Source organism: Paenarthrobacter sp. NPDC089675 (genome assembly GCF_044749185.1).
In the GTDB taxonomy this organism is placed as follows: domain Bacteria; phylum Actinomycetota; class Actinomycetes; order Actinomycetales; family Micrococcaceae; genus Arthrobacter.
The window spans coordinates 425755-448316 of the sequence record NZ_JBIVHM010000002.1; the positions used below are offsets into that span (position 1 = coordinate 425755).

At 61.7% G+C, this 22562-nt stretch carries 20 protein-coding genes; 8 read left to right on the plus strand and 12 right to left on the minus strand.

Annotated elements, in window-relative coordinates:
* Nucleotides 1–3: 3 nt before the first annotated feature.
* The 3 genes from ACIPY2_RS06055 to ACIPY2_RS06065 are packed head-to-tail and all read right to left on the minus strand — an operon-like array spanning nt 4 to nt 1921.
* Nucleotides 4–594 carry an RraA family protein gene (locus ACIPY2_RS06055; protein WP_400265461.1) on the minus strand — a complete coding sequence of 197 codons (591 nt, stop codon included), beginning with the start codon at nt 592–594 and terminating at the stop codon, nt 4–6.
* A complete protein-coding gene (locus tag ACIPY2_RS06060; protein WP_400265462.1) occupies nt 591–1256 on the minus strand; it encodes an RraA family protein in 666 nt (221 codons plus the stop codon). The genes ACIPY2_RS06055 and ACIPY2_RS06060 overlap by 4 nt, the downstream gene beginning before the upstream one ends.
* The gene (locus tag ACIPY2_RS06065; RefSeq protein WP_400265463.1) at nt 1256–1921 is read right to left on the minus strand and encodes an RraA family protein; all 666 of its coding nucleotides are present in this window, start codon (nt 1919–1921) and stop codon (nt 1256–1258) included. Before ACIPY2_RS06065 ends, ACIPY2_RS06060 begins: the two co-directional genes overlap by 1 nt.
* Before the next feature lie 74 nt (nt 1922–1995).
* Here ACIPY2_RS06065 and ACIPY2_RS06070 point away from each other — a divergent pair, with 74 nt between their 5' ends.
* Nucleotides 1996–2886 (plus strand): LysR substrate-binding domain-containing protein, encoded by an 891-nt coding sequence (locus tag ACIPY2_RS06070; RefSeq protein ID WP_400265464.1) that lies wholly within the window; start codon nt 1996–1998, stop codon nt 2884–2886.
* Nucleotides 2887–2957: 71 nt separating this feature from the next.
* Here ACIPY2_RS06070 and ACIPY2_RS06075 read toward each other — a convergent pair whose 3' ends face one another.
* Genes ACIPY2_RS06075 through ACIPY2_RS06090 form a run of 4 tightly spaced genes read right to left on the minus strand, consistent with a single transcriptional unit; the run spans nt 2958 to nt 8419 of the window.
* Entirely contained in the window at nt 2958–4703 is a 1746-nt protein-coding gene (locus ACIPY2_RS06075; RefSeq protein ID WP_400265465.1) for an acetyl/propionyl/methylcrotonyl-CoA carboxylase subunit alpha, read from the minus strand.
* Nucleotides 4703–6259: a 5-oxoprolinase/urea amidolyase family protein gene (locus ACIPY2_RS06080; protein ID WP_400265466.1), complete on the minus strand. Its 1557-nt coding sequence runs from the start codon at nt 6257–6259 to the stop codon at nt 4703–4705. Before ACIPY2_RS06080 ends, ACIPY2_RS06075 begins: the two co-directional genes overlap by 1 nt.
* Nucleotides 6260–6296: 37 nt before the next feature.
* Nucleotides 6297–7622: an MFS transporter gene (locus tag ACIPY2_RS06085; RefSeq protein ID WP_400265750.1), complete on the minus strand. Its 1326-nt coding sequence runs from the start codon at nt 7620–7622 to the stop codon at nt 6297–6299.
* A 35-nt stretch (nt 7623–7657) separates the two neighbouring features.
* A complete protein-coding gene (locus ACIPY2_RS06090) occupies nt 7658–8419 on the minus strand; it encodes a LamB/YcsF family protein (RefSeq protein ID WP_400265467.1) in 762 nt (253 codons plus the stop codon).
* 108 nt (nt 8420–8527) lie between these two features.
* On the opposite strand from ACIPY2_RS06090, the gene ACIPY2_RS06095 reads away from it, so the two are divergent.
* A complete protein-coding gene (locus ACIPY2_RS06095; RefSeq protein ID WP_400265468.1) occupies nt 8528–9229 on the plus strand; it encodes a GntR family transcriptional regulator in 702 nt (233 codons plus the stop codon).
* Nucleotides 9230–9315: 86 nt separating this feature from the next.
* Here the strand turns inward: ACIPY2_RS06095 and ACIPY2_RS06100 are convergent, their stop codons facing one another.
* A complete protein-coding gene (locus ACIPY2_RS06100; RefSeq protein WP_400265469.1) occupies nt 9316–10347 on the minus strand; it encodes a LysR family transcriptional regulator in 1032 nt (343 codons plus the stop codon).
* A gap of 232 nt (nt 10348–10579) precedes the next feature.
* Here ACIPY2_RS06100 and ACIPY2_RS06105 point away from each other — a divergent pair, with 232 nt between their 5' ends.
* The 4 genes from ACIPY2_RS06105 to ACIPY2_RS06120 all read left to right on the plus strand — a co-directional run bounded on the left by ACIPY2_RS06105 (nt 10580) and on the right by ACIPY2_RS06120 (nt 13864).
* Entirely contained in the window at nt 10580–11308 is a 729-nt protein-coding gene (locus ACIPY2_RS06105) for an amino acid ABC transporter ATP-binding protein (RefSeq protein ID WP_400265751.1), read from the plus strand.
* A 112-nt stretch (nt 11309–11420) separates the two neighbouring features.
* The gene (locus ACIPY2_RS06110; protein WP_400265470.1) at nt 11421–12311 is read left to right on the plus strand and encodes a glutamate ABC transporter substrate-binding protein; all 891 of its coding nucleotides are present in this window, start codon (nt 11421–11423) and stop codon (nt 12309–12311) included.
* Nucleotides 12312–12323: 12 nt separating this feature from the next.
* Nucleotides 12324–12971 carry an amino acid ABC transporter permease gene (locus ACIPY2_RS06115; RefSeq protein ID WP_400265471.1) on the plus strand — a complete coding sequence of 216 codons (648 nt, stop codon included), beginning with the start codon at nt 12324–12326 and terminating at the stop codon, nt 12969–12971.
* A complete protein-coding gene (locus tag ACIPY2_RS06120) occupies nt 12968–13864 on the plus strand; it encodes an amino acid ABC transporter permease (RefSeq protein WP_400265472.1) in 897 nt (298 codons plus the stop codon). Before ACIPY2_RS06115 ends, ACIPY2_RS06120 begins: the two co-directional genes overlap by 4 nt.
* Before the next feature lie 127 nt (nt 13865–13991).
* On the opposite strand, the gene ACIPY2_RS06125 is transcribed toward ACIPY2_RS06120, so the two are convergent.
* The 3 genes from ACIPY2_RS06125 to ACIPY2_RS06135 are packed head-to-tail and all read right to left on the minus strand — an operon-like array spanning nt 13992 to nt 16563.
* Nucleotides 13992–15143 carry a CaiB/BaiF CoA transferase family protein gene (locus ACIPY2_RS06125; protein WP_400265473.1) on the minus strand — a complete coding sequence of 384 codons (1152 nt, stop codon included), beginning with the start codon at nt 15141–15143 and terminating at the stop codon, nt 13992–13994.
* Nucleotides 15143–16000: an HpcH/HpaI aldolase/citrate lyase family protein gene (locus ACIPY2_RS06130; RefSeq protein WP_400265474.1), complete on the minus strand. Its 858-nt coding sequence runs from the start codon at nt 15998–16000 to the stop codon at nt 15143–15145. Before ACIPY2_RS06130 ends, ACIPY2_RS06125 begins: the two co-directional genes overlap by 1 nt.
* On the minus strand, nt 15997–16563 hold the full coding sequence (locus ACIPY2_RS06135) for a MaoC family dehydratase (RefSeq protein ID WP_400265475.1): 567 nt from the start codon (nt 16561–16563) through the stop codon (nt 15997–15999). The genes ACIPY2_RS06130 and ACIPY2_RS06135 overlap by 4 nt, the downstream gene beginning before the upstream one ends.
* A 233-nt stretch (nt 16564–16796) precedes the next feature.
* On the opposite strand from ACIPY2_RS06135, the gene ACIPY2_RS06140 reads away from it, so the two are divergent.
* Nucleotides 16797–17969: an acyl-CoA dehydrogenase family protein gene (locus ACIPY2_RS06140; protein ID WP_400265476.1), complete on the plus strand. Its 1173-nt coding sequence runs from the start codon at nt 16797–16799 to the stop codon at nt 17967–17969.
* Between the two features lie 248 nt (nt 17970–18217).
* Here the strand turns inward: ACIPY2_RS06140 and ACIPY2_RS06145 are convergent, their stop codons facing one another.
* The gene (locus ACIPY2_RS06145) at nt 18218–19147 is read right to left on the minus strand and encodes a LysR substrate-binding domain-containing protein (RefSeq protein WP_400265477.1); all 930 of its coding nucleotides are present in this window, start codon (nt 19145–19147) and stop codon (nt 18218–18220) included.
* Nucleotides 19148–19320: 173 nt separating this feature from the next.
* Between ACIPY2_RS06145 and ACIPY2_RS06150 the strand changes: the two genes are divergently transcribed.
* The gene (locus ACIPY2_RS06150; RefSeq protein ID WP_400265478.1) at nt 19321–22560 is read left to right on the plus strand and encodes a 2-oxoglutarate dehydrogenase E1 component; all 3240 of its coding nucleotides are present in this window, start codon (nt 19321–19323) and stop codon (nt 22558–22560) included.
* The last annotated feature ends 2 nt before the right edge of the window (nt 22561–22562 follow it).

Consider the following 22562-nt stretch of genomic DNA (forward strand, 5'->3'; position numbering starts at 1 on the left):
CAGTCAGAGGGAGTAGAGCTCGAGGGTGGACTTGCCGGCGCGGATTTCGGCGAGGATGCGGTGTTCGTCGGCGACGCGCGCGTCTGCCTTGTCAAGCACGGCGTCGACGGCGTCATGCGGCAGGACGACGACGCCGTCGGCGTCACCGACCACCAGGTCCCCGGCACGAACGGTCAGTCCCCCGACCCGCACCGGGGAGGTGAAGTCGCCGGTGTAGTCCTTGGCGGTACCGACGACGGTGACGCTGCGCGAGAAGACGGGGAACTCCATCTCCGCCATCTCGTCGGTGTCGCGCACTCCCCCGTCGATGACGAGTCCTGCGATCCCCCGGTGCTGTGCTGCTGCGGCGAGGATCTCACCCCAGTGCCCGTGTTCGGCGCCTTGCATGTCGACCACCAGGACACTACCGGAGGGCGCGTTCAGGACGGCGTGGTGGAGAGCCAGGTTGTCTCCGCCGACGCCGCGGACGGTGAAGGCCGGTCCGGCGACTTTGGCGCCTTGCCACACGGGTTTGATGCCCGGATCGCATGCACAGGGCATTTTGGAGGCTTCGTAGAGGGTGGCGGAGGAGTGTCCGCGGGCTGCGTTGCTCATTTCTTTCCCCACTGAAGGTCGTGGTAGCCAAGGTCCTTGCGGGCCTGAACCAGGGTGGATCCGGCTTTGACGGAGGCGACAATCCGGGCTTCGGTGTCTTCGATGCCTTCGGCAAGGGTGGCGACGCGTTCGGCTTCGGCAGCGGGGACTGCGAGGGCGCCGTCGGCGTCAGCGCAGATGATGTCCCCGGGCGTGACGGTGACGTCGTTGATGGTGATGTCGGTTTGCACGGCGACCAGTTGGACGCGGTCCTTGCCGGTGCGCATGAACTTTCCGCGGCTGAAGAGCGGGTAGTTCTGCTGCAGGGAGGTGGAGATGTCCCGGCAGACGCCATTGATGACGGTACCGCCGATGCCGCGTTCTGCGGCGACTTCGGTCATGATGCCGCCCCAGACGGTGACATCGGTGCGTGCCTGGTTGTCGATGACGATCACTGCCCCGGCCGGGACGTCGTCAAGGAAGTCACCGACGCTGCCGCGGGTCTCACCGGCGGCAGCGTACTGGACGGTGAAGGCTGGGCCGGTGGCGCGGAAGTCGTAGGTCAGTCCAGCCAGTCCGTGCAGCGTACCGTGGAGACCGAGAGAGTCCATGGCGTCTGAGACGGAGGCCGTGGGCAGTGCCGCCAACCGCTCGACGACGCTGGTTTGGGTAGTGGTGTTCATTAGTGTTCCTCTGTGATTCCTGCCAGGCGCGCGTCGCGCATGGCTTCGTGAAGTGCGACGCCGGCCCGCAGGTCGGCGGCGATGGCTTGTTCACGTGCGGCGACCCCTTGGGCGTGGTCGAGCACGGTTTGGAGATGGGCGACGGGTACGACGACGACGCCGGTTTCATCCGCCAGGACCAGGTCACCGGGGGTGACGGTCACCTCGCCCAGTCGTACCGGTTCACCGGTGGAGCGCTGCTGCAGGCGGCCACGGGCGGTAGCGGGTATGCGTCCCTTGGCGAAGACAGGGAAGCCAATTTCGCAGGCTTCGTGGACGTCGCGGCACGCACCGTCGGCCACAACCCCGCGCACACCGTTAAGGGAGGCCCCCAGACTGAGCAGCCCACCCCAGCAGGAGACATCGGTGCGGCCGTCATTGGCCACCACGATCACATTGCTTTCGTTCGCATCGGCCACCGCAGTGGCGCCGATGTGGGCGCCGGAGGGGCCCGGCTGGTAGGGCTCGAGCTGGACCGTCACGGCGAATCCAACAATCTTTGGGGTCCCCCACACTGGAAGGAACCCGGCTTGGCCCGGCGTCAGGTCCAGAGCGTCGAGGGCATCGGAGACAGCTGCGGAATCCAGCGCCGCGTACTGCTCCAGAAGGGTTGATTGGGAAGTCATGCTTCCAGTAGACCCCCCCCGATCGATATAGTGAAGGTCTGGTTACCTATAACTGAAAGAGGTATTACGTCTCAATGATCGAGGTACGCCAAGCCCGGTACTTTGTTGCCGTGGCGGAGGAGCTGCACTTCGGGCGGGCAGCCGAGCGGCTCACCATGTCCCAGCCCCCTCTTAGCCAAGCCATCCTGCAGTTGGAACGGCAGCTCGGGACCAGTTTGCTGACCCGGTCCAGCCGCTCCGTGCTGCTGACCGACGCTGGCAAACTCTTTCTGGACGAGTGCCGTTTATTGGTGCAGGCTTCCGAGAGGGCGGAAGAAGTAGCTGCCCGCGCGAAGTCCGGAATGGCCGGGACCCTGCGCCTCGGTTCCGTCACGTCGGCTTTTGACGGCCTGCTCCCCGGCGTTTTGGCAACCTTCAGGACCAAGTGGCGGGACGTGGAACTGGAAGTCTCGGAAATCGACACGCATCACGGCAGCGCCCGGTTGCTCCGCCGGGAACTCGACGTCGCCATCATCAGGCAACCCGGTTTCGATAAGGGGCTGCGGTCAGTTCCGCTGCGCCGGGACCGCTTCGTCCTGGCGCTCCCGGCAACCCATGCCGAGGCCGCCAAGGAGGGGCCGGTGGACCTGGCCCGGTTCAGGGATGACAGCTGGGTGTGGCTGCCGCGCGCCATCTCCCCGGATTATCACGACGAGATGGTGGCGGCCTGCCGTCGGGCAGGGTTCAGCCCCCGGGCGAGGCACTTCGCGAACTCCATCCAATCCCAGTTGGCCATGGTCGGCTGCGGGTTGGGCGTCACGCTGGTGCCACTCTCGTCTTTGGGTGACCGGCGCGGCGTAGTGGCGCGGGAGCTCTCGCAGCGCATGGATCTCGTGGAACTGTCGATCGTCAGCCGGGCGGGGACCTCAGAGACTATTGCGGACAACTTCATCGAGTGCGCGAGGTCAGTCGCGGTCGGCGATTAAACGCAAAGCGAGCGTACGACGGCGGGCGGTCGCCGCCGTCGTACGCTCTGCTTTGTTGTTGCCCGGCTGGGCTATTCGACAGTGAACCTGCCGAGCTTCTCCCCTGCCTTGACGCTGGCACCTGTTTCAGCAAGGACCTCCCCAAGTACGCCGGACCTCGGGGCGGGAACAACGCTCTCCATTTTCATGGCTTCCAGGACAACCAGCGGCGCACCTTCCGTGACTGCCGTTCCGGCCTCGACCAGCCATTTGACCACTTTGCCGGACATGGGTGATGTGACCAGTCCTGTGTCCGCTGCCTCGTCATGTGCTGTTGGATCGGTGTCGTTGGACAGCCCAATGCCAGAGGAGCCAAGCAAGCGTGCCAGGTTTCCAGGGAAGCCGACCATCACCCGTTTGCCGTCGATGTCCAGGGGTACGGTCACCCTCTCGGTAGCTCCGGAGTGGTTTGGGTCAAAGGCCGGATCAGAGGTGATGCCATGGTTGAACTCCGTCTCGATCCACCGGGTGTGAATGGCGAAAGAGTCTGTGAAGTCCGGAGACTCCAGCACTGCCCGGTGGAAGGGTAGGAGTGTGGGCAATCCTTCGATAGTGAAACCCTTTAGCGCCCGGCGTGCCCGCCGGATGGCCTGCTGTCGGTCCGCTCCTGTGACGATCAGTTTGGCCATGAGGGAATCAAAGTCCCCCGAAATCTCCGATCCGGCCGCGATCCCTGAATCCAAACGAATGCCGGGCCCTGTGGGGACTGTGATGGAGTCTACGGTCCCGGGAGTGGGGAGGTACCCGCGGCCCACGTCTTCGGCGTTGATCCGGAATTCGAAGGAGTGGCCCCGGGGTTCCGGGTCCGCCGTGAGGGTCAGCGGAAGGCCTTGGGCGATCTTGAATTGTTCCTGGACCAGGTCAACGCCGGAGGTTTCCTCGGTGATGGGGTGTTCCACTTGGAGCCGGGTGTTGACCTCCAGGAACGCGATGGCACCGGACTCAGCCACGAGGAATTCCACGGTGCCTGCCCCGGCGTAAGTGGCTTCCCGGCAGATGGCGCGGGCGGCCTCGTAAATGGTTCTGCATTGCTCCTCCGTAAGGAATGGTGCTGGCGCTTCTTCGACGAGTTTCTGGTGGCGGCGCTGCAGGGAACAGTCACGGGTTCCGACGATCACTACGTTGCCGAAATTGTCGGCGAGTATCTGGGCCTCCACGTGGCGCGGCCTGTCCAGATACTGTTCCACGAAGCATTCCCCGCGCCCGAAGGCGGTGACGGCTTCCCGGACCGCGGAGTCGAAGGCTTCCTCCACGGCATCCAAATCGCGGACCACTTTAAGGCCTCGCCCGCCCCCGCCGAAGGCAGCTTTGATGGCGATGGGAAGGCCGTGGGTTTCGGCGAAGGACCGGGCCTCGGCAGCGTTGGCGACGGGACCGTCGCTGCCGGCAACCAGTGGCGCCCCTGTGCGCACTGCAAGTTGCCGGGCGGTGACCTTGTTGCCGAGCGCCCGGATGGCGTCTGGAGCAGGTCCGATCCATGTCAGTCCGGCGTCGAGGACTGCCTGGGCGAAATCGGCGTTCTCGGAGAGGAATCCGTAGCCGGGGTGGATAGCATCGGCACCGGAGCGCTTGGCGATGTGAAGGATCTTGTCGACGTCGAGGTAGGTTTCGGCCGGGGTCCGACCATCGAGACTATAGGCCTCATCCACGGCCGAAACATGGAGGGCGTCGGCGTCTGCGTCGGCGTAGACGCCCACGGAAGCCAGTCCCGCATCGGCGCAGGCAGAGGCAACGCGCACAGCGATTTCTCCGCGGTTGGCGATCAGGATCTTATGCATCAGGAAGTACTTTCTGTCATCGATGGTGAGGGGGTGAAACGGACTTTTCCGCCGGCAGGGATTTGGGCTGCTTTGTCCAGGTCTTTCGGTGCAACCACCGCGATGACGGGGTATCCGCCAGTGACTGGATGGTCGGAGAGGAACACCACTGGCTGGCCCGTGGGTGGAACCTGTATGACACCGCAGATGGTTCCTTCGCTTGGAAGTTCGTCATCCCGGATACGTTCCAGGGGTTCCCCTGACAGGCGCATTCCGATCCGGTTGGATTCGTTGGTCACGGTCCATTCCTGGGACAGCAACGACCGCAGGGCTTCCGGGGAGAACCAGTCGGCCCGGGGCCCGGGCCCGAGCTCCAACTCAACAGCCGCGTGGTCCGGGAAGTCCGGCTGGGTTTCCGGAAGTCCAACAGCAGTGCCTGGATCCGCACCCACCCCAAGGAAGTCACCGGCAGCCAGCGGCGAGGAACCCAACGCCGCCAGCGTGTCGGTAGAGCTGCTTCCAAGGACTTGCTCCGCCTCAAAGGAGCCACGGATCGCCAGGTAACTGCGCACGCCATGCTGCGGTGGCGAGAGCGCGAGTGTTTCACCGTCAAGAACCGCAAACGCTGTGGCGGCATCCGCGGTGCGGGCCGCGGTCTCCGAGGTGATCCGGATTCCTGCCGGGGCACCGGTAAGTGCCACGATCTGGTCACCGACGGCCCTCACCACCAGGCCGCCGTCGACGATTTCCAGGGCGGCCGCGCCCTCAGGGTTCCCGACGAGCCTGTTGGCCCGCCGCAGGGACCCTTGGTCCAGGGCTCCGGACCGTGACACACCGATGGCCGCATAGCCGGGCCGGCCAAGGTCCTGGACCAGGGTGAGCGGCATGCTCATCTGGACTTCCAAACCGGAATTCTGAGTACTGGCCGCTCGGCGCGCCGGGTCCGGTTGGCTGACGGACACCAATTCCCGGACCGCTTTGTAGCGGACGCTGGTGCCCGGGCTGACCAGTGCCGGTTCGGGGCGGTTGCTGTCCCACATCGGGCAGTTGGTGTGGCCGATGATCTGCCAGCCGCCGGGTGAGCGACGTGGATAGACACCGGAGTAGGCGCCTCCCAGTGCAACCGATCCGGCGTCGACCGCCGTACGGGGCGTGGCCCGGCGCGGAACATTCAGACAGCCATTCTCACCCACCATGTAGCCGAATCCAGGGACGAAACCCGTAAACGCAACGGTCCACAGCTGGCCGGTATGTGCTGCAACCACCGCCTCCGGGCTGATGCCGGCCAGCTCGGCCACGACCGCGAGGTCCTGGCCGTCATAGACCGTGTCGATTTCAACCAGCTTTCCGGCTGAATGCTGATAAGGCGGGATGGTCCGTGTTGCCAGGGCAGTCTTGATGCGTTCGGCAGCTGCGGGGCTTTCCGCGGTGACCAAGACCGTTTCGGCTGCGGGGACTACCTCGCGCTGTCCGGGGAATGGCTCGTGGTTAAGCATCTCGGTCAGGGCGAGCACATCGTCAGGGTTTGCAAGTTCGGCCAACACTCCCCGTTCGCCGACGGTACGGACGGACTTCACGTGTGAGCTATGCGGACCGGTTCCTGGGAGCAACGTTTCAGGCATTACTGTCATGGAGGAGCCTCAGGTCTTCTTCGGGCTGGGGGTCGCGGCCAACGGCTACACCAACGATGGTCACGACTGCGCAGACGGCCAGGTAGACGGCGATCAAGTGCCAGGTTCCGGTGGCGGCAAAGAGTGCAGTGAAGATCAGCGGGGCGATGGCTCCGCCGATGACACCGGCCAGGGTGTAGGCCAGGGAGCTTCCCGCGTAGCGGAGCCGGGCAGGGAACTGCTCGGTGATGAAGGCAGCCTGTGGACCGTACATGAGGCCGTTGAAGATCAGGCCGCCGATGACGCCCAGGGTGAGGGTGACGACGGAGCGGTCCTGGATCATGATGAAGAACAGCGGGATGTAGATGGCGCTTCCGGCGGCCGCGATGCCGTAGACGAGCCGGCGGTTGAAGCGGTCGGTGAGGGCTCCCGCCGTCGGAATGATGAAGATCTGCACTCCGGAGCCGATCAGGATGGCGGTCAGGACGTTTCCGGTGCTCATGCCGAGGACCTTGGTGGCGTAGACCGCGACGTAGACGGTGAACATTGAGTAGATGACGTCCGGGCTGATCCGGGAAAGGGCCGCGGCGATCAAGCCTCGGGGTTGGGTGGTGAACACCTCGCGCAGCGGAGCTTCAGAACGTTCCTGGTTCTCGACGAGCGCCTTGAACACGGGGGTTTCTTCGAGCTTGAGACGGATGACCAGGCCAAAGACCACCAGCAGCGACGAGGCGAGGAAGGCAACGCGCCAGCCCCAGCCAAGGAATGCGTCGTTGGGGAGAGCTGCGGCGAGGATGGCGAGGACGCCGTTGGCCATCAGGTTGCCGGCGGGTGGGCCAATTTGCGCTGCCGAGGACCAGAAACCGCGTTTGTTGGGGTCACCGAACTCGCTTGAGAGGAGGACCGCACCACCCCATTCGCCGCCGACGCCGATGCCTTGGGCCAGGCGGAGGAGTACGAGGATGGTTGGAGCTGCTGCCCCGATGGCGTTGTAGTCGGGCAAGACGCCGATAAGAATGGTTGCCGCGCCGATCAGCAGCAGGGTGACGACGAGGACGTGTTTGCGCCCGAGCTTGTCTCCCAGCCGGCCAAAGATCACGCCGCCGATGGGCCGGGCCAGGTATCCGATAGCGAAGGTGGAGAAGGACAGCAGGAGGCCGACGAACTCGTCATTGCCGGGGAAGAAAATCTTGGGGAAGACCAGGGCCGAGGCTACGGAGTAGATGGCGAAGTCGTAGTACTCCAGGGAGGTGCCGCTCAGGCTCGCGATGTAGGCCTTGATCGCGCTGCGCTTGCGAAGGCGGCTTGTTTCGGAGGGTGAAGTGGACATGGCCTGCTCCAAAGGGCTGGGGGTCTGGTTCTGCGTCATTGGACGAAGCTCCTTACAGCGATTCCGGCAGATTCCAGGGCCTCGCGGACGGCCGAAGTGATCTGGACAGCACCGGCCGTGTCGCCGTGAACGCAGATACTTTCAGCATGGACGTTGATGTGTGCACCGTCGACGGTTTCGATCCTGCCTTCGGAGACAAGCCGCACAACGCGCTCTGTGATGGCCTGCGGATCGTGGAGTACAGCACCTTCCAGACTGCGTGGAGCGAGGGCACCGTCACGGGTGTAGGCGCGGTCGGCGAACGCTTCGGGAATGGGTCGCAGGCCCGCCTTTTCGGCCCGCGTCAATACTTCGGAGCCAGCCAGCGCCAGGATCGGCAGGGACGGATCTACGGAGCGGATGGCGTCGACCACGGCCTGGGCCTGCGCCGAATGGTGGACGATCGCATTCCCCAACGCCCCGTGGGGCTTGACGTACTTGACCGTGGTTCCTGCGATGGCAGCCATCGCTTGCAATGCGCCGATCTGGTAGGCGACATCATCGGCCAACTCTTTAGGGGCAATGTCCATGAACCGCCTGCCGAAACCGGCGAGGTCCCGGTAACCGGGGTGGGCGCCCACGGTGACTCCACGCCGCGCGGCAAGTTCGCAGGTTGCCCGCATGACAGTGGGGTCACCGGCATGGAACCCGCAGGCAACGTTGGCGCTGGACACTGAACGGAATACAGCATCGTCATCGCCCAGGACCCATCGCCCGAACGACTCACCGACGTCGCTGTTCAAATCGATCTGTCTCATTGTGATCCTCATCTCAAGAAGAAGTGGTGGAACCATCATTGCTTAAGTTTGGGAATCGTTCAACGATTCTGTCTGTGACAGATCGTGGAAGTCCTGTAGATTTGTGTCATGACGACTTCGGGCGACCTCCTTGACGCTGGGCAACACGAGCTTGGTCCTGCCGCCCGGCTGCGCGTAGCGGTCCCGGCCGTGGCCTCCCGGGTCGCGGCAGAACTTCGCCGGCAACTCATTACCGGCAAATGGACGCCTGGCATGCGCCTGAACGAGCCGACAATCGCCGAGGAACTGGGAATATCCCGTAACACACTCCGCGAGGCCTTCGCCGAACTCAACGCCGAGCGCCTTGTGGTCCGGCTGCCGAACCGCGGGGTGTTTGTTGCTGCGCCAGGCGCCGACGACCTCCGCGACTTCTACGCAGTCCGGCGCATTATCGAAATCGGGGTCGTTCGCCACGGCGGCACGCCTGAGCGGATCGCAGCTGTTCAGGGCGCCGTTGCTGCAGGAAAGCTGGCCGCCAAAGACGAAGACAAGGACCGCCTGGCCGATGCGAATCTGCAGTTCCATCGCGCCGTCGTCGAAATGGCGGAGAGCGACCGACTCAATACACTCATGAACCAGGTGCTGGCAGAAATGAGGCTGTTCTTCTTCAAAGAGCCGGTGAATGTCGACTTCTACTCACGGTACGTCGAGGACAACGCAAAGATCGCTCAGGCCCTCGAGGACGCGCATTTCGATGAAGCTGCGGACTTGCTGGCTGCCTACCTCGACCGATCCGAGCAACACCTTTTCGAGATTTACGACGCCTCCTAACGGACTTCAATCAACGCCGGCGGCCCCCGTCGCACGACACATCAACGGATAATGGAGAGCCAATGACCTCGGCCGAAATGGGAGAATCAAGAAGCTCCGAGAATGCGCGCAACTTCTTCACGAAGGACCGTCGAAACGGCCGCCGCTGCTACTGATGGTGAGCCGTTTCCCGCCCAGGCCATCACCACTTCCCGGTTCAAGCCAGGACTTTCCACACGCGCTGTTTCGAGGACTCCAGCCTCGACTTCCGATCGGACCGCAGATAGTGGGAGCACGGTCAGGCAAAGACCCTGCACCGCCAGATCCACAAGGATTCTGAACGAGTCGGCCTCCAAGGCGACTTTCACGGGCCGATGAACCTCAAGCGCGGCGTCTTCAATGATGCGCCTGAGCCCGTGCGACTCACTCGGCAATGCCAAAGGGTGGGCGAGTAACCACTCCAGCGTCACATGTGACCGGTCGCTAAGCACTCCGCCGGCGGCTGCGACGGCCACAAGATCCTCTTTTCCCAACGATTCGCTCGGGAGGTGGAGACCAGCGCTGGGGCCATACAGGATGGCGACATCCAATTGGCCGCGGTGCAGCCATTCCACCAAATGGCCCGTGTAGCTCTCGGACATCCGGAGCTGCACCCCAGGCAAGTCCAGCAAAACCCGGCGCGCTACTGAGGCTGCCACCAGCGTACTGACTGTGGGCATCATACCCAGATGAACGTGGCCTGTGGGTTCCGAAGAGAACGACCGAAGGTCGTCACGCAGACGGTCCACATCGCGAATCAATCCAGCAGTTCGCTCGAAGAGTAGCTCACCGGCAGGAGTAAGGCGCATGCCCCTGCCATCGCGGGTAAAAAGTGCGGTCCGAAGTTCCTTCTCAAGCAGCTTGACCTGGCGGCTCAACGCGGGTTGTGCGACATGAAGGTAATCCGACGCCTTTGTCAGACTCCCCATCTCCGCGACAACACGAAATGTCTGCAGTTCCCTTAAATCCAAACTTTCCACCGCCTCTTTTCCCACCCTACATCGATGGTTCCCGACCACTCCTGCTGCCGGATTCCTGCGATATAAGCATCCGGCATATCTGCTACCACGGACGGGCATGGCAAAACTATGGTGACCCATGTCACCAGCTCTCTAGGCTGAAAAGGAAACAACAACCCGGTTCACCGCCGTCCTTCGGAGCGGGAGCGACTTGACATTGGCAATGACGCCAGAGCCGTCCGTTTGCTCGCACATCCTCAACTGCGGCCCATGATCCATCCCTGTTAGATCAAGTAGCAAGGCAAATAGTTTGAACAATTCCTACGCGTCCCCCTCCGGTCAGAGCACCGTTGCCCGCGAGACAGCGCGGCCCATGGTCGCTCTTCACGGAGTGAACAAGCACTTTGGGCCACTCCATGTCCTCAAGAATGTCGATCTGGAGGTCCACCAGGGGCAAGTGGTGGTACTCATCGGCCCCTCCGGGTCCGGCAAATCAACCCTCTGCCGGACGATCAACCGTCTCGAAGCAGTGGACTCCGGAGTCATCGAAGTGGACGGAAAGGAACTTCCACGCGAGGGACGGGGACTTGCTGCGCTGCGATCCCACGTTGGCATGGTTTTCCAGTCCTTCAACCTCTTCGCCCACATGAGCGTGCTGGACAATGTGACTGTCGGCCCGATCCGGCTAAAGAAAATGGGCAAAAAGGCCGCTGAAATCAAAGCGCTCCAGTTACTGGAACGAGTCGGTGTGGGCCACCAAGCCTCAAAGCTCCCCGCCCAGCTCTCAGGTGGCCAACAACAACGAGTTGCCATTGCACGGGCACTGGCCATGGACCCCAAGGTGATGCTCTTTGATGAACCAACCTCGGCGCTTGACCCCGAGATGATCAACGAAGTCCTGGACGTCATGGTGGAGCTCGCCGCCGAGGGAATGACCATGATCGTGGTCACTCATGAAATGGGTTTCGCCCGAAAGGCAGCAGACAGGGTGGTCTTCATGGCCGATGGCGAGATTCTTGAAGACCAAGCACCCGAAGACTTTTTCACCACCCCCAAAACGGACCGGGCCAGGGACTTCCTTTCGAAGCTGATCACTCACTAGGCCACTCGACTTCCTTTCACTCGGGGAGTAATCCCCGGAACACCCCCACGCCAAGGTGATCCTGCGCGCCCTCCGTGCGGTCACAAACACCCCTCTATTAAGGAGCAACACCATGTTCAAGGCCTCTGTCACGCTAGCGGTCGGCGCCGCAGCACTTCTCGCCCTGTCCGGCTGCGCAGGCGCAGCGAACAGTTCCCCTGACGCCGCCGGTTCCGCCGCACCGTCGTATGCCGTCGCCTCATCGGTGACGCCCCAGGACAGCCCGACTCTCAAGCGCGCGGCAGACCGGGGAAACATCATCATCGGTGTGAAAGAGGACCAGCCCGGTTTTGGGTATTTGGACGTTGTCACCGGTGAGCGAAGCGGTTTCGATATCGAAATTGCACGATGGACCGCCGCGACTCTCGGGTTCGGTCAGGACAAGATTTCTTACAAGGCAGTTCCCTCAGTGGCCCGTGAGCAAGCGCTTGCCAACGGGGACGTTGACATCTACGTCGGTTCGTACTCCATAACGGACAAGCGCAAGCTCGCTGTGGACTTCGCTGGGCCCTACTTCAGGACGGGCCAAGGCATTCTGGTCCAGAAGCAGAACGACAAAATCAAGGCCAAGGAGGACTTTAAACCTGGTGTGAACGTTTGCTCCATCACGGGCGGTACTCCGATCCAGAACATCAGGGCAAACTTCCCCGGGGTTAAGACAACAGAATTCGATACCTATTCCCAATGTGTTGAATCCCTGAAAGCTGGCCAAGTAGACGCGATGACGGCTGATGAAGCCCAACTACTGGGGTTCGCTTCCCAGGATCCAGAGAAATTGAAGGTGGTTGGCGAGACCTTCAGTACGGAACTCTACGGCGTGGGACTGCCAAAGGGGGACATAAGCTTGCGCAAGGAAATCAACGCGATGTTCTCCAACGGTCAGGGTACGTGGTCATCGATCTACGAAGCCACGCTCGGAAAAACCGGCAAGACCGGCGAGCAACCGCAAGTCAACAACTACTAGGCCACCGCTCCAATGACCATCATCACTGAGAACTTCGATCTCTGGGGTCAGGCACTCTGGAACACGGTCCTGCTGTTCGTTGGAGGCGCCGGAATAGCTTTGGTCCTAGGCACGGTCTTGGGTGTCATGCGGGTGTCTTCCGTTCCGGCTGCGCGGGCTATTGGCACAGCCTACGTAAACATCGTGCGCAATACGCCGCTGACTCTCGTCTTCTTCCTCTTTGTGTTCGGTTATCCCTCGTTGGGTCTGCCACGCATGGACTACACAGCACTGGCCATAGCTGCCATTGGGCTCTACGCAGCAACGTACGTCACGGAGGTACTGAGGTCCGGGTTCAACACCATCCCGGCGGGCCAAGCAGAAGCAGCCCGCGCACTTGGCATGACGTTCGGCCAGGTAATGGGAACTGTGGTGCTCCCGCAAGCGTTCCGGTCAGTTGTTCCACCTTTGATCAGTGCCCTCATTGCAATTCTGAAGATGACAACCATTGCTGCCGGCTTCTCTGTCCTGGAGTTGGGTGCAGTCAGGGCAAACCTCAGTGAACGGGGCGAAAATGCCATGGGTGTCCTCCTATGGGTCGCACTCATCTTTGTTCTGATGGTCACTGTCTTGTCACTTGTACAGCGGGTTCTCGAGAAGAAATGGAGGATCATTCGATGAGCAGTGTGTTTTCCGACGTCCCGGGTCCCAAGGCCATCGTTCGCAACCGCTTGCTGGCGGCGGTCGCCGTGCTCGTGGTGGCAGGAGTGCTCACATTCGTTGCTTGCCGCCTTGGGGCAACCGGCCAATTCAGTGAGCAAAAGTGGCGCGTCTTCTCCTACCCGCAGGTGTGGGACCAAATCGGAGGTGCCACTTTACGAACACTGATGGCGTTTGGGCTGGGAGCAATCATCAGCCTCGTGATTGGATTTGGGCTGGCTCTCGGCCGGATGTCCGACCACCGTTGGTTAAGCCGAACGTTCGCGTTCGTCACCGAAATCCTCCGGGCGATTCCCGTACTCGTCCTGATGATGATCATGTACTACGGGTTGCCTGTCATCGGCCAAACATGGGTGACACCATTCACAGCGGTGGTGACCGCAGTTTCGGTCTACAGCGGTGCTGTGCTGGCGGAGGTTTTCCGGACTGGCGTCGAGGCCGTAGCGCGAGGCCAATCCGAAGCGGCTTATGCACTCGGCTTCCGGAAAACTGCCGTCATGCGGCTGGTTTTGCTTCCACAAGCTGTCCGGGCCATGCTCCCCGTCATCGTTGCCCAAATGGTGGTGGTGCTCAAGGACACGGCCTTGGGCTTTGTGATCACATACCAAGAACTGCTGTATTTGGGAAAGCTCGTGGGAAGCTCCGCCAGCTACTCTTCACCGATCATCCCTGCCGCAATAGTGGTGGGTAGTATCTACATCAGCCTGTGCCTGGTGCTGGCGGGCATCGCCAAGCTGTTGGAAGTGCGGCTGCGGTCGGCACTAAAGTCCAGCGGCGGGGTCAAGCCAGCAGATCACCCTGGCGGCAGGGACGTGCCTGACACACGGCAAGTGCTTGCAGCAAGAGGGGTCTAGGCGAGGCGAGGGTTGGTCGGGCTTCCCGCTTTCCCTCGGTTGATCGATGAACTTGACTATACTGCGGCGAACAACGCCGAGGCCGTCCGGGCATAGCCCGGACGGCCTCCGTCCCCGTACGGATCCACTAGCGAGTGTTCGCGGACATCCCCAGTTCAGCCAGGACTTTTCCGGTGTGTTCCCCCAAAGCCGGAACGGCCGCCATGCGAAAGCCCAGTTCCCGCGAGGTCACGGGCGGGATGAGGCTACGGACTGGGCCAATCGGTGACTCCACGTCCCGCCAACGGTTACGCTCCAGGAGTTGCGGGTGCTGGGAAAATCCGTGCATATCCCTGAGCTGGGCGTTCGCAATCCCGGCGTGGTCCAGGCCAGCAGTGACGGCTTCTGCACTCATTCCACTGAGAACCGCATTAATGGCTTCATGCAGCTCTCCACGGTTCTCCACCCGGAGGCTGTTGCTGGAGAAACGGGGATGCTCGGCCAAATCCGGGCGGTCTAGGACCTTGGCACAGAAAACGGCCCACTCCCTCTCATTCTGGATCCCGAGAAAAACTGTCCCGTCGCTGGCTTCGAAGGGACCATAAGGGGCGATGCTTGCATGCTGCGCACCACTCCGGGCGGGCGGAGCGCCCCCATATTCAGCGTAGAAGTAGGGTTGGCTCATCCATTCACCCAAGGCCTCAAGCATCGAAACCTCAAGCACATCGCCCCGGCCCGTGACACTGCGGCTCAGCAGGGATGTCAAGATACCGGTGTAGGCGTACATACCAGCGCAAATATCGGCAATGGAAACTCCGACCTTCGCCGGACTGTCAGGAGCGCCTGTGACACTCAGCATCCCGGATTCGCACTGGATCAGCAGGTCGTACGCCTTCTTCTGTTCATGGGAACCTCCCCTGCCGTAGCCGGAGATGGATACATGGATCAGCTTGGGGTTGAGCGCCAATGCCTCATCAGGTCCGAATCCCAGTCTTTCGACTGCGCCCGGGGCAAGGTTTTGGACCAACACATCTGCCCTGGAAACCAGTTCCTTCAACGCGGACAGTCCATCAGCGGACTTAAGGTCCAGAACCACGCTCTCTTTGCCTCGGTTCAGCCACACGAAGTAACTGGACATGCCATCAACCTTGGTGTCATAGCCCCTGGCGAAGTCGCCGGCGTCACGTTCGATTTTTATGACCCGTGCCCCGAGATCAGCGAGTTGCCGCGTTGCAAAGGGAGCGGCTACGGCTTGTTCCAGAGAAACGACGGTGATGCCTTCCAAAGGTAAGCGTCCCATCAGAGTCCCTTTCCGGCTTTCGCCAGGATCCGCTTTGCCCGGTCAGTGACCGGGCGATCGATCATTTGCCCGCCCACCTGTACGGCCGATCCTTCTGCCCCTACGACGGATAACGCCCATGCAACCTCAGTTTCAGAGGGCTCGAATGCACTCGAGACGAAGCCCACTTGACGTGGGTGGATGCATAGCTTTCCCCCAAAGCCGAACTTTCGCGCAAGGCTGGCGGACTCCCCTATGGTGTGCTGATCGTGAATCTCGACACACGGCGAGTCCAGCGGAGCCGCGATGCCCGCCGCACGCGAGGCCAGGACAAGCTGTGAACGGGCATGGTCCAGGAATCGGTCCTCCCCCGATGCGTCAATGTCCAGGGCGAAATCGATGGCTCCGAAAGCCAATCGGGTGATTCCAGGGACCCTTGCCAACTCCAGCGCGTGAACAACTCCCGCGGCGGATTCGATCAACGGCATCAGGGCCAGCTCCTCCGGGAGCCGTTGTCTCAACAACGAGAGCCGGGCCGGATCGTCCGCCTTCGGCAGGACAAGTCCCAGCAATCCGTGATCCGGGCGGCTGGTGAGGTCCAGCAGCGCGGCGATCTCGGCGTCGTGGGTCAGCTCATCGGCTCCGTTCACGCGCACCAAGGCGCGGAGCCCGCCGTCTGCCAGGGCATCAACGACGGCGGCAAGCGCCTTTGCTTTGTCCGCTGCGGAAACTGCGTCCTCAAGATCGATGATCACGACGTCGGCACCCGCTGCGGCTGCCTTCGCAAAGCGCTCCGGTCGGTTTCCTGGCACGAACAACGCTGTTACTGCCGCAGCGACGACGTCGCTGCCCGCCACCGCGGTGGTACCGCCGCTCACTGGAAGTCTCCGTGGTCGGGAAGTGTCGATTCATCGGGCCGTGCTGATTCCACACTGGGCAGGTGCCCTTGCCGGTAAACCATAAAGGTGCGGCGGTACGTGATGACGATCCTTCCGTCCTGGTTGAAACCCTCCGTAGCAACCGTGACCAAACCCAGATTGGGACGCGACTTCGATTCCCTTACGGACAGGACCTTGGAACGGGAGTAAATGGTGTCGCCCTCATAGACAGGATTCGGCATCCGGACTTCGTCCCAACCCATGTTGGCGAAGACGTTCATTGAGAGGTCGATCGTTGACTGACCTGTCACCAGCGCCAAGGTGAAGGTTGAGTTGACCAACGGCAGGCCGAACTCTGTGGCAGCTGCGAAGTTGCGATCGATGTGCGTCTTGGCCACATTCTGCGTCATGAGCGTAAACGACTGGTTATCGGCCTCCGTCACGGTCTTGCCAAACGGATGGTAGTAGATGTCTCCGGCCGAGAAGTCTTCGAACAGCCTGCCCGTCCATCCAGGGACAACCCGGGTGGATGTCGTTGTTGCAGACGCTGCTTCTTCGGTCATGTTTAGTCTCCTTCGACTTCTTGGGGGTCAGGCTTTTTCCAGGGCACACAGACTTCAATATATTCCGTGCCTAGATCAAGAATCGCTGCTTGAGTCCCGAAAAGTCAATGTTTTTACCGTTCGACAGCGCCCAGTGTTTTCATACATACCCCTTGTGTTTCTCTGAATATATTCTGTATTCTGTGTTTCAGGCTGCAACGACGCACTAGCCGGAAAACCTTAAGGAGCATCACATGACCGTCCAAACCACAGTTGACGAGCTGCGCGCCAAAACCCGCTCACTCTGCGCCCTGTTCCCGGACGAGTACTGGCGGGAAACGGATCGTAACCGCAGGTATCCTCAGGAATTCGTGGATCGACTGACCAAGGAAGGACTGCTGGCAGCCCTTATCCCCACCGAGTACGGGGGACTCGGAGTTGGCCTGACGGAAGCCAGCGTCATCATGGAGGAAATCAACAAGTCCGGAGGGCACTCGGCGGCTTGCCACGCCCAGATGTACACAATGGGCGCGCTTCTTCGACACGGAAACGAAGCCCAGAAGAACGCATATCTTCCGGCCATCGCTTCCGGTGACCTGCGGCTTCAGGCCTTCTCCATCACTGAGGACGCCGCAGGCTCAGACACCACGAGCATCGAAACGGCTGCCGTCAAAGACGGCGACGACTACGTCATTACTGGTCACAAGAGCTGGACCAGCCGGATAGACGAATCAGATCTGGCGTTCGTCCTTGCCCGGACCTCGGAGAAACCGCAGGGCAAGGGTGCTGACCGGACGCATGGATTGACTTTGTTCCTGGTAGATCTTCGTCAGGTCCGCGCGGAACAGCCCGAAACGCTTGAAGTGGTCAAGGTCCGCACCATGTTCAACTACGCAACCAACCAGATCTTCTACAAGGGGATGCGTGTCCCGGCGTCCGCCGTCATCGGTGAGGTCGGCAAGGGCTTCCGATACGTCATTGATGGCTGGAATGCTGAGCGTATCCTGCTGGCTTCCGAAGCCATAGGCGATGGTTACTGGTTCACCACACGGGCTGTCGAGTACGCCAACAAGCGGACAGTGTTTGGCCGCAAGGTGGGCGAAAACCAGGGCGTGCAATTCCCGATCACGGACGCCTACATGAAGGTCCGGGCCGCAGACATGATGCGCTACGAAGCAGCACGCCTCTTCGATGCCGGCGAACCCTGCGGCGCCGAAGCCAACATGGCGAAGCATCTGGCTTCGGAAGCCAGTTGGGCGGCCGCCAATGCATGCCTGGACACCCATGGCGGGTACGGCTTCGTGGATGAATACGACGTCGAACGCAAGTTCCGGGAAACCCGCATGTTCCAGGTGGCACCGGTCAACAACAACATGATCAAGTCCTTCGTGGCCACGAAGGTCCTTGGCCTGCCACGCTCTTACTAGGCCGGGCTGCTGGCAGTGGACAACTCCAGATGCTGGAGCCGGCTAGTGGGTGCCACGGTGGAAATCCGGCAGGGTCAGCACGTAGTGCGCATCGGCGTCGTGGAGAAGGCGATGTCCGAGCCGTCCGCAGTGTGGCTGGCCGCCGATGGCACACACCAACGTGAATTGTTTTCCGCGGCAGACAGGTTCGAAGTCTGGATTACACCGCGGCAACTAGGGCGAGCTGTGAGGTTTGGCTGATCGAAGCGTCATCCGATCAAGCGGGCCGAGGGCCACTTGCCTGCTGAAATGAGGTCCAACACGGTCTCCTGGAGCAGTTCGGCAACCATGCGGACGGCAGCAGTCGACCGCATACTGGAGGGCCGCGCAAGGACGATTTTTCGGGGAATACCGGGCTCAACAATGGGCGCTGAGTTAAGGACACCGCCTTCGGCGTCCTCTGCGACCATAATCCCCGGCAAGACCGTCCAACCGATTCCACTTTGGACAAGTTGCTTCTGGACGCCCGCATCGTTGGTTTCCACGGCAATGTCCAGGGAGCCCCCGATGCGGGCAGCGGCCGTTTCCACCAACGACCGTATGGCATGCGGAGCGCTGGGCATCACCAGCGCCCGCCGCAGGAGATCGCGGAGTTCCACTCCCGCCTCGGGGACGTGGGCTATCCCCGGAGGAGCGACGGCCCAAAGGTCTTCTTCCAGGATTGGGGTCACCTCCAGCGGAGCCGCCGACGATTGGCTGTAAGTAAGAGCGACGTCGACATCGCCTGCCTCAAGCCACCTGCTGAGATGGCCACCGTAACCGGTCACTACGCGCAGGCGTACAGCGGGGTGCCGTTCAGCAACCGCAGCAACAAAGGGAACCGCGAGCAAAGTGGCGGTACTGGCAAGGAGGCCTACGGTGACAATACCGTGCAACCCGGCCGCCGAGGACCGGGCTTCCTCCCTTGCCCGGTCAAGCTCTGACAACGCCCGACGCGCCCGGTCCACCACCTGGATGCCCACGTCGGTGAGGCGCATTCCAGTCCGGCTCCGGTCAAACAGGGTGGCGTTCAGCTCAGCTTCGAGATTGTGGATCTGCCGCGTCACCGCCGGTTGCACGACGTGTAGCAGTTCCGCAGCCCGGGTAACACTTCCCGTATCTGCCACGGCCAACAGCGCCTGAAGCTGCCGCATCTCCATTTGATCTCCGTTCTTTCAGAACTTCGGACGAGCAATAACAGCATGGCATGGAACCATCACGCAAAAGTATTGGTGGCATTCTTCCATAACAAGGACGATGGAATACAACCCTAAGCCTGCCTGATCGAATTCCCGGCATCAGGCTCTCGATCCGCACCACGAAAGACGACCACATGCTTCAGAACCTGAGCCCCGAATCCAGCCCGGCAGACCCCAGTTCGGGGACTCCAGCTGACACCCGCAAAGTCCTACGCGGCCGAGGCGCCGCCCTTGCCCGCAACATGGAAGCCAGCCTTGGCATCCCCACTGCTTCCACGATCAGGACGTTCGAGGTTTCGGCGCTCATGAAGTGGCGCGAACGGCTTCGGAGCCAAGGCTTCAATGTCCCCATTGCGGCCGTACTGGCCACGGCCATGGCACGTGCTGCCCAGCAGGACGTGCCCGCCGTGCGGCAACGCATCGAACAGGACGGAACCGACCTCGTCCTGGTCCAGGAGGGCACTGTGAACCTGGGCGTTGCCGTGGACATCGAAACGGCCGCCGGGCACTCAATCATGGTTCCCGTCATCCGCAATGCAGGAGCTCTGACCTTTCCGGACCTCGTCCAGGAGCTGGGCCAGTTGTCGCAGGAATGCCGCGACGGCTCCATTGCCGTCAATAAACTTCGGGGCGCGTCCCTGATACTCACCAGCACCGGGAGGTTCGGTTCCACCACGGGCGTCCCGCTGCTTCCGGCCGGCCCCGGCATCATCGTAGCTGCCGGGGCCATTGCGATTCCCGCCGGACTTGAGACGCTCGCCGCCACCCACCCCGTGGATCCCGTGCTGACGTTGTCCTCCAGTTACGATCACCGCGCAATTCAAGGTGCCGACTCCGGGAGCTTCCTCGGGACGGTTGAAAACTACCTTCGTTCACAAGAGTTCCTTGCACAGCTTGAGGGGGAACTGCTCCACAATGAGTCCGACCCGCTGCTGGAATTGCCCACCGACACCTCTACAGACGACCACGTGCGCCTGGCGGAGTTCAACACCACCGGCGGGGCCGGCGTTGCGCGGCTCGAGCCCGTACGTGCACGCGACGAGGGCTCCTGGCTGCCCGACGGCGTCGAGATCGAATTCTCAGATCTTTCCGATCCGGAAGCCCGCGACTGGATCGCTGACCTGCTGAGGAACGGCACGCCGCAGCCCGCGGCTGAACGACGCGTCCAAGCGTTGAAACTTGCCACCGAACTGGATGTCTTCGAAAGCTACCTGCAGACACAGTTCCTTGGGCAAAAGACCCTCTCTGTCCAGGGTCTTGAATCCACAGTCGTCGCCCTCGCCGAGATGGCAGGCGAGGCGGCAGGCAAGGGATATAGCGAAACCGTACTGGGTATGGCGCACAGGGGCAGGCTCAGCATCATGGCCCACGTCCTTAAGTGGCCAATGGAGCGCATACTTGCCGAATTCCTTCCCACGGCACACTCCACCGGCTTCGCACGCTCCGGTGACGTCCGCCAGCACCTCGGAGGGACCGGCACCTTCACGGACATCAATGGTTCATCCATTGGAGTCACGTTGGAGCAGAATCCCAGCCACCTCGAGTTCGTTTCCCCCGTGGCACTTGGAGCCGTCAAGGCGAAACAGGACCATTTGGTCGCTGGCGGCCTGACTCCGAAGGAAGCGCATCGCAAGGTATTGCCAATCCTGCTCCACGGCGACGCAGCTTTCACCGGGCAGGGCGTTGTCTACGAGACCTTCAACCTTCAGCGTCTTGATCCATACAACGTGGGCGGGTCCATCCACATCGTTCAGGACAACCGTCTGGGCTTCACGGCTACTCCGTTCCAGCTACGATCCACAGCCTGGCCGTCCGACGTGATCAGAGGATTCGACGTTCCCGTCATCCACACAGACGCTGACGACGTAGACGCCAACCTCGTAGCCGCCCGCATCGCTTTCGAATACCGCGAACGATTTGGGACGGACATTGTCCTGCACGTCCAGGGATACCGCCGGCACGGACACAACGAGACCGACGAGCCCCGCTACACCCAACCCGTCTACTACAACGACATCGATCAGCACTCACCGGTTCACGAGATCTACGCCGGGACGTTGACCAAAGCGGGGTTGGTTCAGGAGGGGTACGTCGACGGAACACGGGCATCGGCAAAAGAGCACCTGGTGAACGCTCTGGAAAAGGCCCGGGCCTTCGATCTCAACACGGTAGTCAACCAGGAATTCGCGCCGCGTCAGTCGACCCTGGAAAAGTTGAAGGCCATCACTGCTTCCTGGGTCACCGATGTTCTGGACGCCTCCGAGGAAGCCCGCGACGATGTAGCGATACACCCCAAGCTGAAACGCCAGTTCGACAAGAAGTTGGCCCTGCGCCAGGAGGACTTCCGTGTCGACTGGGGCCAAGCAGAGTTGCTCGCCCTAAAGTTCATCAACAGTGCCGGTGTACCGTTGCGTCTCACCGGTGAAGACGTCGAGCGTGGAACCTTCAGCCACCGCCACATCGTCGTCCACGATGCCAAGACCGGCGAAAAGACCGAACGCCTCACCTTCAACGACGCGCCCTTCCTGGTGGCGAACACGCCTCTGACTGAGGTGGCGACCGTTGGCTTTGAGTACGGCTATGGCCGAACCAACACAGACTCCCTGCAGCTCTGGGAAGCACAGTTCGGTGATTTTGTGAACGTGGCCCAAGTAATCTTCGACCAGTTCATCATGGCCGGCCGCGACAAATGGGGACGCGACAGCCGCTTCGTTGCCCTGCTCCCCCACGGCTGGGAAGGCGCAGGTCCGGAACACTCCTCGGCACGCCTCGAGCGGTTCCTCCAACTCGCCGCCAGGGACAACGCCCGTATCCTCATTCCGACAACAGCCGCCCAATACTTCCACGCGCTGGTGGCCGCGGCAGCGATGGACGAACCCCGACCACACATCATCTTTACTCCCAAGTCGCTCTTGCGGGCCGAGTCTGCCAAATCTGCTGTCGAAGATTTTACGAACGCCGCATTTCGTCCGGTACTGGCCAGCGGCGCACCGAGCAGCGAAGCTACCCGGCTTCTCCTGTGCACAGGAAAGGTTGGCGTTGAAGTCAAAGAACGCCTGGACAGCGGCGTACGGCTTCTCCGCCTGGAGCAGCTGTACCCCTTCCCCCACGAGGAAATCATGCGGGAAGTGGCGGCCGCCGGCAGCCTGGAAGAAATCGTATGGGTCCAGGAGGAACCCGAAAACATGGGTGCCTGGACCTATGTCCTGCCCAAACTTCTCAAGATGGGTCTCAGCCGGTTCCGTCTGGGCTACGTCGGCAGACCTGAGGCCGCCTCGCCAGCCGAAGGCTACTCCGCTGAGCACAAAGCAGCCCAGGACCGTCTGCTGACCGCGGCAGCCCAGCCCGGCGTCGTCGATTTCCGGATCCGCTAGCA

Coding starts and splice junctions, on each gene's coding strand:
- ACIPY2_RS06055 (WP_400265461.1), bottom strand. CDS start 594: ATGAGCAACGCAGCCCGCGGACACTCCTCCGCCACCCTCTACGAAGCC.
- ACIPY2_RS06060 (WP_400265462.1), bottom strand. CDS start 1,256: ATGAACACCACTACCCAAACCAGCGTCGTCGAGCGGTTGGCGGCACTG.
- ACIPY2_RS06065 (WP_400265463.1), bottom strand. CDS start 1,921: ATGACTTCCCAATCAACCCTTCTGGAGCAGTACGCGGCGCTGGATTCC.
- ACIPY2_RS06070 (WP_400265464.1), top strand. CDS start 1,996: ATGATCGAGGTACGCCAAGCCCGGTACTTTGTTGCCGTGGCGGAGGAG.
- ACIPY2_RS06075 (WP_400265465.1), bottom strand. CDS start 4,703: ATGCATAAGATCCTGATCGCCAACCGCGGAGAAATCGCTGTGCGCGTT.
- ACIPY2_RS06085 (WP_400265750.1), bottom strand. CDS start 7,622: ATGTCCACTTCACCCTCCGAAACAAGCCGCCTTCGCAAGCGCAGCGCG.
- ACIPY2_RS06090 (WP_400265467.1), bottom strand. CDS start 8,419: ATGAGACAGATCGATTTGAACAGCGACGTCGGTGAGTCGTTCGGGCGA.
- ACIPY2_RS06095 (WP_400265468.1), top strand. CDS start 8,528: ATGACGACTTCGGGCGACCTCCTTGACGCTGGGCAACACGAGCTTGGT.
- ACIPY2_RS06100 (WP_400265469.1), bottom strand. CDS start 10,347: ATGGGTCACCATAGTTTTGCCATGCCCGTCCGTGGTAGCAGATATGCC.
- ACIPY2_RS06105 (WP_400265751.1), top strand. CDS start 10,580: ATGGTCGCTCTTCACGGAGTGAACAAGCACTTTGGGCCACTCCATGTC.
- ACIPY2_RS06110 (WP_400265470.1), top strand. CDS start 11,421: ATGTTCAAGGCCTCTGTCACGCTAGCGGTCGGCGCCGCAGCACTTCTC.
- ACIPY2_RS06115 (WP_400265471.1), top strand. CDS start 12,324: ATGACCATCATCACTGAGAACTTCGATCTCTGGGGTCAGGCACTCTGG.
- ACIPY2_RS06120 (WP_400265472.1), top strand. CDS start 12,968: ATGAGCAGTGTGTTTTCCGACGTCCCGGGTCCCAAGGCCATCGTTCGC.
- ACIPY2_RS06125 (WP_400265473.1), bottom strand. CDS start 15,143: ATGGGACGCTTACCTTTGGAAGGCATCACCGTCGTTTCTCTGGAACAA.
- ACIPY2_RS06135 (WP_400265475.1), bottom strand. CDS start 16,563: ATGACCGAAGAAGCAGCGTCTGCAACAACGACATCCACCCGGGTTGTC.
- ACIPY2_RS06140 (WP_400265476.1), top strand. CDS start 16,797: ATGACCGTCCAAACCACAGTTGACGAGCTGCGCGCCAAAACCCGCTCA.
- ACIPY2_RS06145 (WP_400265477.1), bottom strand. CDS start 19,147: ATGGAGATGCGGCAGCTTCAGGCGCTGTTGGCCGTGGCAGATACGGGA.
- ACIPY2_RS06150 (WP_400265478.1), top strand. CDS start 19,321: ATGCTTCAGAACCTGAGCCCCGAATCCAGCCCGGCAGACCCCAGTTCG.